This is a genomic window from Salinicola sp. (assembly GCF_982684285.1).
Map to the genome: position 1 here is coordinate 1 of NZ_CEXLVS010000091.1, position 14,792 is coordinate 14,792.

General features: G+C 61.6%; 13 protein-coding genes. 3 read left to right on the top strand and 10 right to left on the bottom strand.

The window, feature by feature from the left end; genetic code table 11:
* The 6 genes from AC3AYF_RS09780 to AC3AYF_RS09805 form a co-directional block, all read right to left on the bottom strand.
* Positions 1 to 1,347: YhdP family protein (locus AC3AYF_RS09780; protein WP_487779682.1), on the bottom strand; the 1,347-nt coding region annotated here is incomplete at its 3' end.
* Positions 1,348 to 1,375: 28 nt separating this feature from the next.
* Positions 1,376 to 2,839, bottom strand: coding sequence for a ribonuclease G (gene rng / locus AC3AYF_RS09785; protein WP_295038322.1), 1,464 nt, complete (start codon positions 2,837 to 2,839; stop codon positions 1,376 to 1,378).
* A 117-nt stretch (positions 2,840 to 2,956) separates the two neighbouring features.
* Positions 2,957 to 3,586 carry a Maf family protein gene (locus tag AC3AYF_RS09790; RefSeq protein ID WP_295038324.1) on the bottom strand — a complete coding sequence of 210 codons (630 nt, stop codon included), beginning with the start codon at positions 3,584 to 3,586 and terminating at the stop codon, positions 2,957 to 2,959.
* A gap of 101 nt (positions 3,587 to 3,687) precedes the next feature.
* Complete coding sequence (mreD, locus tag AC3AYF_RS09795) at positions 3,688 to 4,167, bottom strand: rod shape-determining protein MreD (protein ID WP_295038326.1); 480 nt, start codon at positions 4,165 to 4,167, stop codon at positions 3,688 to 3,690.
* 2 nt (positions 4,168 to 4,169) lie between these two features.
* On the bottom strand, positions 4,170 to 5,141 hold the full coding sequence (mreC, locus tag AC3AYF_RS09800; protein WP_295038328.1) for a rod shape-determining protein MreC: 972 nt from the start codon (positions 5,139 to 5,141) through the stop codon (positions 4,170 to 4,172).
* 57 nt (positions 5,142 to 5,198) lie between these two features.
* Entirely contained in the window at positions 5,199 to 6,236 is a 1,038-nt protein-coding gene (locus tag AC3AYF_RS09805) for a rod shape-determining protein (RefSeq protein ID WP_110598223.1), read from the bottom strand.
* 276 nt (positions 6,237 to 6,512) lie between these two features.
* Between AC3AYF_RS09805 and gatC the strand changes: the two genes are divergently transcribed.
* From gatC to gatB, 3 genes are all read left to right on the top strand, one after another.
* On the top strand, positions 6,513 to 6,803 hold the full coding sequence (gene gatC, locus AC3AYF_RS09810) for an Asp-tRNA(Asn)/Glu-tRNA(Gln) amidotransferase subunit GatC (protein ID WP_110717667.1): 291 nt from the start codon (positions 6,513 to 6,515) through the stop codon (positions 6,801 to 6,803).
* A 154-nt stretch (positions 6,804 to 6,957) separates the two neighbouring features.
* Entirely contained in the window at positions 6,958 to 8,415 is a 1,458-nt protein-coding gene (gene gatA / locus AC3AYF_RS09815) for an Asp-tRNA(Asn)/Glu-tRNA(Gln) amidotransferase subunit GatA (RefSeq protein WP_295038333.1), read from the top strand.
* Positions 8,415 to 9,866 carry an Asp-tRNA(Asn)/Glu-tRNA(Gln) amidotransferase subunit GatB gene (gene gatB / locus AC3AYF_RS09820; protein ID WP_295038335.1) on the top strand — a complete coding sequence of 484 codons (1,452 nt, stop codon included), beginning with the start codon at positions 8,415 to 8,417 and terminating at the stop codon, positions 9,864 to 9,866. Before gatA ends, gatB begins: the two co-directional genes overlap by 1 nt.
* A 330-nt stretch (positions 9,867 to 10,196) precedes the next feature.
* Here the strand turns inward: gatB and AC3AYF_RS09825 are convergent, their stop codons facing one another.
* The 4 genes from AC3AYF_RS09825 to tssI all read right to left on the bottom strand — a co-directional run.
* A complete protein-coding gene (locus AC3AYF_RS09825) occupies positions 10,197 to 10,931 on the bottom strand; it encodes an Imm52 family immunity protein (RefSeq protein ID WP_295038336.1) in 735 nt (244 codons plus the stop codon).
* Positions 10,932 to 10,944: 13 nt separating this feature from the next.
* Positions 10,945 to 11,568 carry a Tox-REase-5 domain-containing protein gene (locus tag AC3AYF_RS09830; protein WP_487779683.1) on the bottom strand — a complete coding sequence of 208 codons (624 nt, stop codon included), beginning with the start codon at positions 11,566 to 11,568 and terminating at the stop codon, positions 10,945 to 10,947.
* Between the two features lie 200 nt (positions 11,569 to 11,768).
* Positions 11,769 to 12,488: an ankyrin repeat domain-containing protein gene (locus AC3AYF_RS09835; protein ID WP_295038339.1), complete on the bottom strand. Its 720-nt coding sequence runs from the start codon at positions 12,486 to 12,488 to the stop codon at positions 11,769 to 11,771.
* 1 nt (position 12,489) lies between these two features.
* Positions 12,490 to 14,792 (bottom strand): type VI secretion system tip protein TssI/VgrG (gene tssI, locus AC3AYF_RS09840; RefSeq protein ID WP_487779684.1); only part of this gene is annotated, 2,303 nt, incomplete at its 5' end.

Here is a 14,792-nt window from a genome sequence, read left to right on the forward strand (position 1 = left end):
AATCGAGAAGTGCGCCGCCTCGCCGGCCGCGAAGGAGACCGTGCCGCCACGTCCTTGGTAAGTCACCCAGGCATCGGCCGGCCCACCGCCGGGAATCTCGTTCCAGGCCGTGACCGAAGCGTTCTCGAGTGCGCTCTGGGCATACCATTCGCCATCTTCCCGCCCGACTTCCAGGCCGGCGACGTGACCGTGGGGGTCCAACTGGATCAGCGTCTGCGCCAGTTCGAACGGCAGTGGCAAGTAGCGCAAATAGTCGGTCATGCCGGCCAGGTCGAACGGTGCGCTGCGCAGCCGCCAGCCATCCTCGGTGGATTGGGCCTGCAGCTGCTGCGGCCACTCCACCGCCGCCAGGCCGGCATGAGAGACCCGCAAGTCATCCAGCCAGGCTCTCCAGCCTCCCTGGGCGTCGCGGTCCAACCCCGCCTCGAACCCGAGCCCACGCAGTGTCTCGGAGACTTCGTTGCGGGTGTCGTTGACCTGCAACCTGGGCACGTCCAGGGAGAGACGACCCTGGCGCAGTCCGCTGTCACGCCATTCGCCGCCCAGCGACGCCTGGCCGTCGATCTTCCCGATCGCCCTGGGGTAGCCCGAACTCAACGCGGCCAGTGACGGCGACAGTGCGCTCAGATCGAGCTCTGCGGCGAAGCGCGCCTCGGGATGCTCGTCGGTGCCGCCTTCCGCGGCTTGCGACCCGCTACCGCTCTCGATCGCCAGATGGAAGTGCCCCGCCTCCTCCTGCCCGGCGCTGAGCGTGGCCTGGATCGAGGCCTGGCCGTTCCGGCTGGCCAGCGTCAATTGCGAAACCGAGACGCTGGCCTGCTCGCGCTCGCCATGCAGGACCAGCGTGACGTTCTCGAGCCGGGCCTGCTGGCGCGTCAGCATGCGCAACCAGCCATCGACATCGAGCGAAGACGACGACGAATCGTCGGTGCCACCGAACCAGCGGCTGCCCGCGCCATCCGGCCAGGCCCACTCGCCGTCGTCCGTCTGATAGAGATGCAGGGTCAGGCCTCGAATCTCCGCCCCACGAATGACCGGTGCGCCCAGCCGCCAACTCGCCAGCGTCTCGAGCCGCCCGGCGGCGTGCTCCAGGTCCAGCAGCGGCTGACCGTCGCGGGTATCGAGTCGAAAGTCATTCAACGTCAGGCGGGGATTCAACCGATGGACCGCCAGGGAGAGGTGACCGAGCTTGGCGTTAGCGCCCAGTTGATCTTCCAGGGTCGAGGTCAGCCATGGACTCAACCGATCGATCTGCCAGGCCGCCAGTCGAACGCCACTCGAAATCACGGCGACGACGAGGGCAACCAGGGCGACCAGCGTCAGCAGCCAGCGCCACGTGGCACGCAACCGAGTCATTCGTGGACGACTCATCGGTTCACATCAGTACGATGTCGTACTGTTCTTGGGAGTAGTGTGCCTCGACCTGGAAGCGGATCGTCTTGCCGATGAAGGATTCGAGATCGGCCACCGCAGCGGACTCTTCATCGAGCAACCGATCGACCACCGACTGGGCGGCCAGCACCATGTAGGTCTCCGGCGAATAGGCACGCTCCTCGCGCAGGATCTCGCGAAAGATCTCGTAGCAGATCGTCTCCGGCGTCTTCAGCGATCCCCGCCCCAGGCAGGTCGGGCAGGGTTCGCACAGTGTCTGTTCGAGGCTCTCGCGGGTGCGCTTGCGGGTCAGTTGCACCAGGCCCAGTTCGGTGACGCCGGTCAGCTTGTTCTTGGCGTGGTCCCGCTCCAGCGACTTCTCGAGCACGCGCAGCACCTGGCGCTGATGTTCCAGCTCCTCCATGTCGATGAAATCGATGATGATGATGCCGCCGAGATTGCGCAGTCGCAATTGACGGGCAATGGCCGTGGCCGCCTCGAGATTGGTCTTGAAGATGGTCTCCTCGAGATTTCGGTGCCCGACGTAGCCGCCCGTGTTGACGTCGATGGTGGTCATCGCCTCGGTCTGGTCGATGACCAGGTAGCCGCCGGACTTGAGCTGCACCTTGCGCCCCAGTGCCTTCTGAATCTCGTCCTCGACGCTGTAGAGATCGAAGATCGGCCGCTCTCCGGGGTAATACTCGATCCGAGACTCCATGGTCGGCATGAACTCCCGGGCGAACTCCTTGAGCTTGAAGTAGTTTTCGCGGGAGTCGATGCGCACCTTCTCGATCTGATCGCGCATCACGTCGCGTAGCGTGCGGATGAACAGCGGAAGGTCGTCGTAGATCGGCGTGGAGACCTCGGCCGTGGTACGCCGCTCGGCCACCTTCTGCCACAGCCGCTGGAGGAAGACCATGTCGGCGAACAGCTCCTCCCGCCCCACGCCCTCGGCCGCCGTACGAATGATGAAGCCCCCGCTGTCGCCCGCTGGCAGCTCCGCCTTGCCGCTCTCGACCAGTGCCTTCAACCGTTCGCGCTCGGCCTCGTCCTCGATCCGCTGGGATACGCCGACGTGGGGCGAATCCGGCATGTAGACGAGATAACGGGAGGGGATGGAGAGATGCGTGGTCAGCCGCGCGCCCTTCGAACCGATAGGGTCCTTGGTGACCTGGACGATCAGGGACTGCCCGGCGTGCAGCAGATGACTGATCGACGCCGGCTCCTCGTGCGGTGCATCGGGAGGCAGCACTTCGTTGACGTGAATGAAGGCGGCCCGCTCGAGGCCGATATCGATGAACGCGGCCTGCATGCCCGGGAGGACCCGCACCACCTTGCCCTTGTAGATATTGCCGACGATGCCCCGGCGACGGCTGCGCTCGATGAAGGCTTCCTGCAGCACGCCGTTTTCCACCACGGCCACCCGCGTTTCCATCGGCGTCAGATTGATCAGTACCTCACCGCTCATGCGGGCATCCTTGTTGCGGGTTGTTCGAGCACGCCGGCGACATCCCTTGCCAGGGCGAGCGGAGCTGGCCTCGCGGGAATTATGGCACAGCCGTCCGGTCTCTCATAAGGCGCTCTGTCACGAGGCGCCACCGCTGGACCCGACATCCGGCAACGCACCGCCCCACAGCGAAACACCTTGCGCGCGCAACAGGGCCGCCGTCTCGGCGAGCGGCAGCCCCACCACGGCGGAGTAGCTCCCCTCCAGATGTTCGACGAAGATCGAGGCCAAGCCCTGAATCGCGTAGCCGCCAGCCTTGTCCAGCGGCTCTCCGGTCGTCCAGTAGGCCGCCGCTTCCGCTTCGTCGATGCGCCGCATGACCACGCGCGTGGAGACCCGGCTCTCGACCATTCCCAGAGGCCCCAGCACGGCGACCGCGGACAGCACGCGGTGCTCGCGCCCGGACAGCGTCATCAGCATCTCGCGGGCATGGGCCTCATCCTCCGGCTTGCCGAAGATGGTGTCGTCGCAGACCACGACGGTGTCGGCGCCCAATGTCGGCAAGGCACTACCCGCCTGGCCCGCCTCGGCCTTGTGGCGAGCCAGGCGAGAGACGAAATGTTCCGGCGACTCGCCATCCAGCCGGGACTCGTCGATATCGGACGGCGCGACCTCCACCGTGACGCCGATCGACGCGAGCAACTCGCGCCGGCGCGGCGAAGCCGAGGCCAGGCGCAGGACGGGGTCGGGTCGGGAAGCGGCATTCATGGGCAAATCCTCCGAGAGAGCTTGGCAACCACCGGCCGGCGACATCAACCGGAAGGCGCCGATCACGCAGCAGCACCGTTGCGAGACACCGGCTCCACGAATTAGCCGATCCCCAACCGGCGACGTACCACTTGCATCATGGTGAACAGCCACGGCCACAGCAGAGACCCGATCAGTGCGGGCAGCAGGAACTCGAGGCTCAGGGAGATCGGGCCGTAGATCGTGCGCAGCCACTGCTCGACCAGTTGCGCAATGCCCAGCAGAATGAAGACCAGCACCGCCTGTTGCCAGATCGAGTAGACGCGGAAGCGCTGATAGAGCAGCAGAAAGAGGTACGCCAGCAGCGAGAGCACCAGAGCGTTCTGGCCCAGCGGCGCCCCCTCGATCAGATCGAGCATCAGCCCCAGCACGAAGCCGTGCAGCACGCCGACGCGCTGCGGCGTGGCGACACACCAGTAGGCCAGCAGCACGCCCAGCCAGTCCGGCCGCCATACCAGCCACGCATCCGGTAGCGGCATCACCTGCAGGCAGAGCGCCAACAGCAGCGTGAACCAGACGAAGAGATAACCGAACGGGCCCATGCCTACTCCTGCTCCGTGGACTGCAGCGTCAGCGCCGCGGTCAACGCGTCTTCATTGATCCGGTTGGCATCGGGATGCCCGGGATCGCCCGGCCACACCACCTGGCGAGCCATGCGTTCCGGCCCGCTCAGGCCCTCTTCGGGTCGCTCGGGGGGAAACAGCAGCAGGAAATAGCGCGAGCGTTCCGGCTGGGAGATCGGCTCTGCCGAGACCTCCATGAACGCCTGGCTCGACTCGCGCTTGACGTCGACCACGCGCGCGACCGGATACCCCTGGGGGAAACGCCCGCCCAGGCCGGACGTCACCAGCAGATCGCCCTCGCGAATGTCCGCCGTGGCCGGCACGCTGGGAATGTTGAGCGAATCGAGCTGGCCGGTGCCCTGGGCGATGAAGCGCAAGCCGTTGCGATTGATCTCCACCGGCACCGCATGGTTGGCGTCGGCCACCATCAGCACCCGGCTGGTATAGGCGGAGACGGACACCACCTGGCCGATCAGGCCCGAGGCGTCCATCACCGGCTGGCCGATGTAGACGCTATCGCGCCGCCCCCGATTGATCACCATCTGCTGGGTGAACGGATCGGAGTCCAGCGACAACAGCTCCGCAGTGATATAGGGCACGTCGGCAGGATTCGGTGCGTTGAGCAGTTCGCGCAGGTGGATGTTCTCGGCGGTCAGACTCGCCATGCGCTGCACCCGGTTAGAGAGCGTCAGCAGCTGCTCGCGAAGACGACCGTTCTCGTCGATCAGCGCCTGCTGATCGGAGATCGCCATGGCGCCCCAGCGCACGCCCTCGCTCGGCAGCGCGACCAGCCACTGGATCGGCGCCACGATCGTGGTCATGTGGGAACGTGCCGTTTCCACCGCACTGAAGCGGTGTTCGGCGAACATCAGCCCGAACGCCAGTACCGCACACAGCAGCATGCGGTACGTGGGTATCGGACCGTAGGAAAACAGCGGTTTGATAGGCCTCACCCCCACCTACCGAAGACGGAAGGTGCCGCTCGGCGGCCTCGTCCGTCGCGGCCGGCCTCAATCGCTGGAGAGCAGTTCGAAGGTATGCTGATCGATCATCTCGAGCGCCTTGCCGCCACCCCGGGCAACGCACGTCAGCGGATCCTCGGCGATGATGACCGGCAGGCCGGTCTCCTCGGCGATCAGCTTGTCGATATCCCGCAGCAATGCACCGCCACCGGTCAGCACCAGGCCACGCTCAGCGATATCGGAGGCGAGTTCCGGCGGGGACTGCTCCAGCGCGCTCTTGACCGCCGCGACGATGGACGCCAGCGGCTCCTGCAACGCATCGAGAATCTCGTGGGAGTTGAGCGTGAAGCTGCGCGGAATACCTTCTGCCAGGTTGCGTCCGCGCACGTCGATCTCGCGCAGTTCGCCGCCCGGGTAGGCGCACCCCACCTCCTCCTTGATCCGCTCGGCGGTAGCCTCGCCGATCAGGCTGCCGTAGTGGCGACGCACGTAGGAGGTGATCGCCTCGTCGAAGCGGTCGCCACCCACGCGCACGGATTCGGAGTAGACCACCCCGTTGAGCGAGATGATCGCGATCTCGGTGGTACCGCCACCGATATCGACGACCATGGATCCCTGCGCTTCCTCGACCGGCAGGCCGGCACCGATCGCGGCAGCCATGGGCTCCTCGATCAGATAGACATCCCGTGCGCCGGCACCTTCGGCGGACTCCTTGATCGCGCGGCGCTCGACCTGCGTGGACATGCAGGGAACGCACACCAGCACGCGCGGGCTGGGCGTCAGGAAAGTGCTTTGATGAACTTTGCGGATGAAGTGCTGCAGCATCTGCTCGGTAACGGTGAAATCGGCAATCACACCATCCTTCATCGGACGGATGGCGGTAATGTTACCGGGCGTGCGCCCCAGCATCCGTTTGGCGTCGAGACCGACGGCCGCAACACTGCGCATGTTGCCGGATTGGCGAATCGCCACGACGGAGGGTTCGTCCAGGACGATCCCGCGACCGCGGACGTAAATCAGCGTGTTGGCGGTCCCCAGATCGATCGACAGATCGCTCGAGAACAGCCCCCGTAAACGTTTAAACATGGAAACTTTTACCTAGTCCAGACCGGAACCCTGTGCGGACGCAAACGGTATCACCGTGGGGGTAAAGCAGCAAGCGCAAGCCTGCCAGATGGGGCGTTAATATGATAATGTCTCCTCCATTTCTTGGCATGAACAGTATCGCGAAGTTTTAGCGCGATGATCGTCTCCGATTCCTGGCATCCCAAGGCTCGAAACCCAACCCTTGGGTGGATGTTTCGGCGACCCGGTCTCATCGCCATCCACGACGCGATGTCTCAACGAGAGGACCTTTTCTACATGGCAATCGAACACGCGGACGTGCTGCGCGCCGCGCACCTGGCTCGGCTGGGCCTCAACAGCGATGCAGAGGCGGCCGGCTATGTCGATGACCTGACCCGGATCCTGGAAATGGTCGATCGCTTGCAGGCGGTGGATACCGATGGCATCGCGCCGCTCTCCCATCCGCTCGATACCACCCAGCGCCTGCGCCCGGACGAGGTCACCGAAACCAATCAGCGCGACGCCTTTCAGGCCTGCGCGCCGGAGACCGCCGACGGCCTCTATCTGGTACCTCGCGTCGTCGAATAAGTTCGACATTTGAGGATACTCTAGACTTCAGGGCGCTTTAGAGAGTCGAGTAAGTTCGACATCGTCGAGCACGTCCGACGTCGTTTATCGATGAGAGCGACCATTGCCGTCACTTCATCCCGCATAGCGATCTGACTCAGGGAATATCGACCCCATGCATCATATGACGCTCACGGAACTCGCCCGCGGCCTCGAGGCCGGCGACTTTTCCAGCCGAGAGCTGACCACCAGCCTGCTCGACCGCATCGAGCGCCTGGATGGCGACATCAACAGCTTCGTCACCGTCACTCGCGATCAGGCGCTCGCGGCTGCCGACGCCGCCGATCAGGCCCGTGCCAAGGGCGAGTCGCGTCCGCTTGCCGGCCTGCCCCTGGCGATCAAGGATATCTTCTGCACCCAGGGCATTCGTACCAGTTGCGGCTCGAAGATGCTCGACAACTTCAAGGCGCCCTACAACGCCACCGTGATCGAGAAGCTCCAGGCCGCCGGCATGATCAGCCTCGGCAAGACCAACATGGACGAGTTCGCCATGGGCTCCTCCAACGAGAACAGCTTCTACGGTCCGGTCAAGAACCCGTGGGACCGCACCGCCGTCCCCGGCGGCTCCTCGGGCGGCAGCGCCGCCGCCGTCGCCGCCGGCTTCGCCCCTGCGGCGCTGGGCACCGATACCGGCGGCTCGATTCGTCAGCCGGCCGCCTTCTGCGGCATCACAGGGCTCAAGCCGACCTACGGCCGGGTCTCCCGCTACGGCATGGTCGCGTTCGCCTCGAGCCTCGACCAGGGCGGCCCGATGGCCCGCAGCGCGGAAGATTGCGCCCACCTGCTCGGCGCCATCGCCGGCCACGACCTGCGCGACTCCACCAGTGTCGCCCGGGTGGTGCCGGACTATCTCGCCGAGCTGGATGCGCCGCTGGACGGACTCAAGATCGGCCTGCCCAAGGAGTACTTCGGTGACGGCCTGGACGCGGAAGTCGAGAGCGCCATCCGCGAAGCGATCCGGGCCTACGAATCCCTGGGCGCCAAGGTGTGCGAGGTGAGCCTGCCACATACCCACCTGGCCGTGCCGGCTTACTACGTGATCGCCCCGGCGGAAGCCTCCTCGAATCTTTCGCGCTACGACGGCGTGCGCTTCGGCCACCGCTGCGACAATCCGGTCGATCTCGAGGACCTCTACAAGCGCTCCCGCGCCGAGGGCTTCGGCGACGAGGTCAAGCGCCGCATCCTGATCGGCACCCACACCTTGTCGGAAGGGTTCTTCGACGCCTACTACCGCAAGGCCCAGCAGGTCCGCCGCCTGATCCGCCAGGACTTCATGGATGCGTTCGAAGAAGTCGACGTGCTGATGGGCCCGGCCGCACCCACGCCGGCGTTCGATCTCGGCGCCAAGAAAGACCCGGTCTCGATGTACCTGCAGGATATCTACACCATCGCCATCAACCTGGCAGGCATCCCGGGCATCAGCGTGCCAGCCGGCTTCGCCGGCAAGCGCCCGATAGGCCTCCAGATTCTCGGCCAGCACTTCGCCGAGGGCCAGTTACTCAACGTGGCGCACAAGTTCCAGCAGGCGACGGACTGGCACCGTCGGCATCCGACCGATCAGGAGACAACCTAATGCAGTGGGAAACCGTCATCGGGTTGGAGGGCCACGTCCAGCTCGCCACCCAATCCAAGATCTTTTCCGGCGCCTCCACCGCCTTCGGTGCCGAGCCCAATACCCAGGCCTGCGCCATCGACCTCGGCCTACCCGGGGTGCTGCCGGTGCTCAACGAAGGCGCCGTGGCGATGGCCGTTCAGTTTGGCCTGGCAATCGACGCCGAGATACCCGAGACCTCGCTGTTCGAGCGCAAGAACTACTTCTACCCCGACCTGCCGAAGGGGTATCAGACCAGTCAGATGGCCCAGCCCATCGTCGGCAGAGGCGAAGTGGAGATCGTGCTGGATGACGATGTGCGCAAGCGCGTTCGCATTCACCATGCGCACCTGGAAGAGGACGCCGGCAAGTCACTCCACGAAGACTTCCATGGCATGAGCGGCATCGATCTCAACCGCGCCGGCACACCGCTTTTGGAGATCGTCTCCGAACCCGACATGCGCTCGGCCAAGGAAGCGGTCGCCTATATTCGCGCGCTTCACGCCATCGTCACCTACCTGGGCATCTCCGACGGCAACATGGCCGAAGGCTCGATGCGCTGCGACGTCAACGTCTCCGTTCGCCCCAAGGGCCAGGAAACGCTAGGCACCCGTGCCGAGATCAAGAACGTCAACTCCTTCCGCTTCGTCGAGCGGGCGATCGAGTTCGAGGTCGAACGCCAGATCGAAGTGATCGAGGATGGCGGCAAGGTGGTTCAGGAAACCCGGCTCTACGACCCGGATCAGGACGAGACCCGCAGCATGCGGACCAAGGAGGAAGCCAACGACTACCGTTACTTCCCCTGCCCCGACCTGCTGCCGGTGATGCTCGACAGCGCCTATATCGAACACCAGCGTTCGACGCTACCGGAGCTGCCCACCGAGAAGCGCAATCGCTTCGAGAGCGACCTTGGACTCTCCGCCTACGATGCCGGCGTACTCTCCTCGACCCGCCCGATGGCCGAATACTTCGAAGCCGTGCTGGCCGTCTGCGGCGATGCCAAGCAGGCCGCCAACTGGGTCCAGGGCGAACTCTCGGCGCATCTCAATCGCGAGAACATCGACATCAGCAACAGCCCCGTCACCCCAGAGCAACTCGGCGGCCTGATCAGCCGCGTACTCGACGACACCATCAACGGCAAGGCCGCCAAACAGGTCTTCGCCGCGTTGTGGAACAATGAAGGCCAGAGCGCCGACGAGATCATTGACACCCGCGGTCTCAAGCAGGTCACCGACACCGGCGCCATCGAAGCGATGGTCGACCAGGTCATCGCGGACAGCCCGGTTCAGGTCGCCCAGTACCGCGACGCCGATCCGGAGAAACGCGGCAAGATGATCGGCTACTTCGTCGGCCAGGTGATGAAGGCCTCCCGCGGCACCGCCAACCCGCAGCAGGTCAACGGACTGCTCAAGCAGAAGCTGGACGAGGCCTGAGTCGATACTGGCTCAGCCAGTCAGCACCAACGAAAAGGGCCATGGCCGAGGCGTCGAACTACACCCCGGAAGTTGGACACCCATCCACTTTCGGGGTGTTTTTGATGGCGAGACACGGCGCTTGCGGTTGAGACGGCCACCACATGCCTCTATACCCGATATTCCGTGCGGAATGTCCGGAAGAGTCGATACTGCTGCAACTAGAACAGGCCCTATGAACCACACCCCAACAACACCGAAGTAGTCTCCTAATGAAAGCGCCCCGGAAGCACGTGGAGGCCTGGGACTATCGCCGGATGGGGCCATCAAGTTAGTGCCAATGAGTGCCACTTAGACTCCCCGTTCCGGCAGCAGGCCTCGATCGGCCAGAAACACCTCGGTCGCCCGGGCCTGTTTAATATGCTCTTCGTTCTCGGGGTCGAACGGCTCTTTGGTGGTCACGATCAGGGTGCCGATATCGGGCAAGTATTCGGCCAGCGCGACAAAGGGCATCTCGTTGCTCAGATCGACGTCCGGCACCAGTGCCATCCAGCCGACCCATTCTCGATGAGGGAAGGCAGCCTTCCTATGATAACCTTTTGTGGAAAAATTAGACCAACTTGCTTTTTTAATGCGTGCCATTTTTTTAAAAAGAGTGGAGTAAGTTGACCAGTAATCTTCGCTCTTGGTGTCTTTGAGAGAGTTTGCGTTTAGAACAAAATATCCTCCGAGACCCGAGGATCCATCGAGTAGTCGAGCCTTGGCAAAAAAAGGCTTTTCGCTTTCCTTTAAACCTTGAATGGGAACGGGCATGGACCAAGCGGTGAAGTTGACCAGGCCTTTGCCTTTGTAGCTTTCGTTGTTTTTGTGGGTCTCGTGATAAGCGCTCTTTAATACTTTGTTTTTGTCAGTGACAGGGCAGTAGATGGCTTTATCTTTTTCGGTGATGAGAGGATATTGCCAGTCGCTTAAGGCTGTGTCTACTTCAGAGATTTTTTCTGTTGCTTTTAAAAACAGGGAGTACACCTCTTCTATTTCGAGACCCTCTTTATTTTTTGGAAAAATCATCCTTAAAGAATATTTCATTTTTTGCTCCTTTTTAAAAGCCTTTGAGATGACAGGATATGATTAACCCCGTTTCTGAAAACTCATCTTCTGTGAGTTCTTTGACACGAGGATCCGAAAAAAACCAGTTTAGGGTCGCGGGAGGCATGTTTTTTCTAATTGCCACTGATTGTGCCGAAGCCTCGCTTATGAAAGAGTCTATGAGCTTGCTCATAAAAGGTATGCTGCGAGGTTGCCATTCGCCTTCGATGTTTCTTTCTAACCAACTGCCATATCCATATTTAGCCTCGACCAGCGTGCAGCTAGCCGACCAAAATCCATCGAAATCGACGCTGTTAAACTTCCATTCTTCGATTTTGTTAGGTCCCACGATGGAGAAAATTGGGTTTCCACCCATATTGGCAATCTTCAACTGATACTCTGGCCAGTTTCCATCTCCTGTGTTGAAGTTTCGGCCCGAAGGCACGAACTTGTAGCCCCGTTTTCTGGGTTCACAGTCGTTGCAGTCCTCGTTGGTGTCGGTATCACTGACTTCACCCGCGACCGGCCGTGAGCGCGTGTCGCTGCCGCTTTCTGAGGCCGTGTCGTTCAGTACACCGACCGCGGTAAGCGCCTCGCGCGTGATCGCGAGGTTGTAATCCACCACGGTGGTCAGCACTTCCTTGCCGGCTTCTCGATCAACGCCCGCAGGTCCTGGGCGAGCAGGTCGGGCGACTGCTAACTCTCCGGAATAACGGGGGCTCAAAGGGGATTGAGCTAGCCCATCCGTGATGACACATCGTCAAGGCAGCACGCCAAGACGATGTCGTCCTTGTGCTTTCTCAATCTGCTTGCCACTAAATAGATAGTTTCTACACCCTAGAACTCTACCTGAATGTCTTGGCTTTTGAGCCATTGCCTTATTTTCTCTCGCTTTTCTTGGCTATCCTCGGTGTACGAGTCCTCTTTTGGTCCTGTTGCAAGAGGGGCTTGGAAAGTCGTACCTCTTTTGTTTTTTTGCTTTGGATTGGCGCCGAGCTGTAGAAGCTTCATGATTCGATCATAATCGTCTGCGGCGGCGGCGAAGAAAAGAGGGGTGTCCCCAACGATGTCCTGGTGGTTTATATTGGCACCATTATCGATTAGCAGTTCAAAGTTTTTTGCTGGATTTCCCACCGCGTTGAAAAGCGGTGTTGCTCCACCTTTGTTTTCGATGTCGACAGGAGCGCCATGCTCAATGAGCTCCTTGAGATAATTGGTCGTATCTAGTCGCGCTGCGGTGTGAATGACAGTTTCACCGCTTGAGCTTGGAATCGTTGGATCAGCGCCTTTTTTAATAAGTATTTTGAACTCGTCTAGATTATTTGATGCCATGGCGAGCCAAAGAAGCGTCCTTCCTTTTTGATCGATTGCGTTAACTTCGGCACCTTCCGATATGAGTTTCTCCGTTCTTTTCTCATCACCGGAGCTGATTGATTGCGCCAACTCTTTGGCCATTTTCCCAGTGAACATTTCGCCTTTCTCCGCGCTATCCGAAGGTGTGCAGCCCGAGGCTATGAAAAGTGCCAGTATGGCATATTTGAAATAGAGCTGACGCATTTTACTCGCTCCAGGGGGGTGTTCTTGAAAATGATTCCAAGACGGAGTTCATGGAATGGTCCGATATTCTATTGCCCATTACTGATATGGGGTCATGCTTTTCCCAGCCTGAAAGTGGAGTAGGGTCAGGCAGCGTTATTTTTCTGCCTAATGCATCTGGCAGTAGCCATCTGTCGACTAAGGCTTCTTCTTGCTCCCATGTCAATATTTCGCCAGACGTATTATATCTTCGGATTAGGCCATCGTTGGCAATGCGGCTTGCCTCGTCAAAACTGATGGGTAGGTTAGAGATTGTGTTCTTATGGATTCCTGCAGCGTTGAAGGTAACTGCGGGAGTGTCCGTAGTGATGGCAGATGCTGAAGCAAGCCCACCGCCTAAGGAGTGGCCCGTGATAGCCAGGTTTTCCCCATAAGCTGTCTTGGCTATTTCTGATAACTGCCTGGCTTGTACGTATTGAGGAGCTGTCATGCCAGCGCCCTGAGGAAGGTTTCCCTGTCTCCAGTCGCCTCCCCAGTCAGTGAAGTCCGTTCCGGCAAACGCAAGAACGTAATTTCCATCTCCATCCGTATATATTGACGACTGGAACCCAGTGCTCTCATCTTCCAGTAAGTCTGGACGTATGCCATCGGCCAAAAGATCATCTTCCGAGAGAGGACGCCACTGAGATACGGGCTCATGCCGATAGACCGCATCCGCAATTTGTGCCAACACTTGGTCTATTGGTTTAGGATCGATTCCTCTTACCTGTTCTGAAAATGTAGCCAAATCTTTTGGGGACGCCATTTTGGATGCTGCCATGGGCATGCTTTTCGGTCCGCCGAAGCTGTGCTGCGCCCCCTTGATATCCGCGGCACCCGGGCAGTGGACCTCGATATTGCCGCCCTCGATGCGGATATAGCCGCCGCCACTCTGCAGCAGGATGCCGTTCTCGGCATTGATTTCGATTCGGCCCTCGGTCGAAGTCACCTTGACGCCTTTCTCCGCGGTAAAGGCCATTTCGCCATCCTGCGCCTGCATCTCGACCTTGCCGCGGGCCGCGAACAGCTTGATGCCCGCCTTCTGCACGAACAGCGAGAGCTTCTCGGAGATCGAGGCCACCAGGCTCTTGCCGGTGGCGATATTGACGTCTTCGCCGCTGGAGACGCTCAGCGATCTGCCCTGGGCCAGGTGGGTCGATTCCGGGGTGCTCAGGGTGATGCCGGCGGGCGAGGCCAGGTGCAGCCAGGGCGCTTTCATGCGTGCCGCTTCGCCGCGGCCGCCGCTGTCGGTGGCATCGCTAGCACTGGTTTGATCGGTGCTGGTCAGTTGTTCGCTTTTGCCGTAGCGGTCGTCGGCGTCTTCACCCGCCTGCTTGAGGTGGGTACGACTGTCGAGGGCTTCGGCGTTGTGGTCCGCCGCGCTCTGGCTGAGGCTGTAGGTGAGATTGTAGGCGCTGTCGAGCTGCTGTCTGGCCGGGGTGAGGTCGAGCTGGTCGCCGCTGGCGCCGAGCTGGCCCCAGCTTGAGAGATAGAGCCCCTGGTTGGCGCGGATGGCGCCATAGGCGTCGGTGCGCAGCTCGAACCCGGTGCCGCGGAAGGCGCCGCGGGTGTTGCCGGTCTGGTGGATCAGGTAGCCGAGGTTGAGCTGGCTCTTCTCGGCTTCGGAGTTGAGCCGAACGCGCTCCTGGTCGGTGGCGTCGTCGAAGACGAGTTCGTTGTACTTGCTGCCGCGGTAGGTCTTGCTCTTGAATCCGGAGAGCAGGCCGTGGCTGTGCCAGTCGGGGGTCTGCTCGCCGTTGTAGACCCGGCCGGTGATCAGCGGGCGGTCGGCGTCGCCTTCGAGGAAGTCGACCAGCACTTCCTGGCCGATACGCGGCACGAACACGCCGCCCCAGCCGGCGCCGGCGTTGGGCTGGGAGACCCGCAGCCAGACGCTGGAGTTCTCATCGTTTTGGCCCTGGCGGTCCCAGTGGAACTGCACCCGTACCCGGTTGAGATGGTCGGTGTGGATCTCTTCGTTGGCGGGGCCGACCACGGTGGCGGTCTGCGGCCCGCCGATCACCGGACGCTGATGGGTCAGCGGATGGCGGTAGGGCTGGGTGCGGCGCTGGGCTTCGAGATCGACCAGGAAGTGGCCGGTGCCGCCGGTAGCGTAGTCGGAGAGACGATCGCTATCGCCTTCGTCTTCCAGCCCATGGGCTTTCCTGGCGGCGTCGAGCTGGGGCTGCAGGCTGCCGGGCAATGCCTGGAGCTGGGCCGAGACCGGCAGGGCGTTCTCGGCGTGGACGGTGACGCCCAGCAGCAGGAACTGGCGCTCTTCCTCAC

Coding starts and splice junctions, on each gene's coding strand:
- rng (WP_295038322.1), bottom strand. CDS start 2,839: ATGAGCGGTGAGGTACTGATCAATCTGACGCCGATGGAAACGCGGGTG.
- AC3AYF_RS09790 (WP_295038324.1), bottom strand. CDS start 3,586: ATGAATGCCGCTTCCCGACCCGACCCCGTCCTGCGCCTGGCCTCGGCT.
- mreD (WP_295038326.1), bottom strand. CDS start 4,167: ATGGGCCCGTTCGGTTATCTCTTCGTCTGGTTCACGCTGCTGTTGGCG.
- AC3AYF_RS09805 (WP_110598223.1), bottom strand. CDS start 6,236: ATGTTTAAACGTTTACGGGGGCTGTTCTCGAGCGATCTGTCGATCGAT.
- gatC (WP_110717667.1), top strand. CDS start 6,513: ATGGCAATCGAACACGCGGACGTGCTGCGCGCCGCGCACCTGGCTCGG.
- gatA (WP_295038333.1), top strand. CDS start 6,958: ATGCATCATATGACGCTCACGGAACTCGCCCGCGGCCTCGAGGCCGGC.
- gatB (WP_295038335.1), top strand. CDS start 8,415: ATGCAGTGGGAAACCGTCATCGGGTTGGAGGGCCACGTCCAGCTCGCC.
- AC3AYF_RS09825 (WP_295038336.1), bottom strand. CDS start 10,931: ATGAAATATTCTTTAAGGATGATTTTTCCAAAAAATAAAGAGGGTCTC.
- AC3AYF_RS09835 (WP_295038339.1), bottom strand. CDS start 12,488: ATGCGTCAGCTCTATTTCAAATATGCCATACTGGCACTTTTCATAGCC.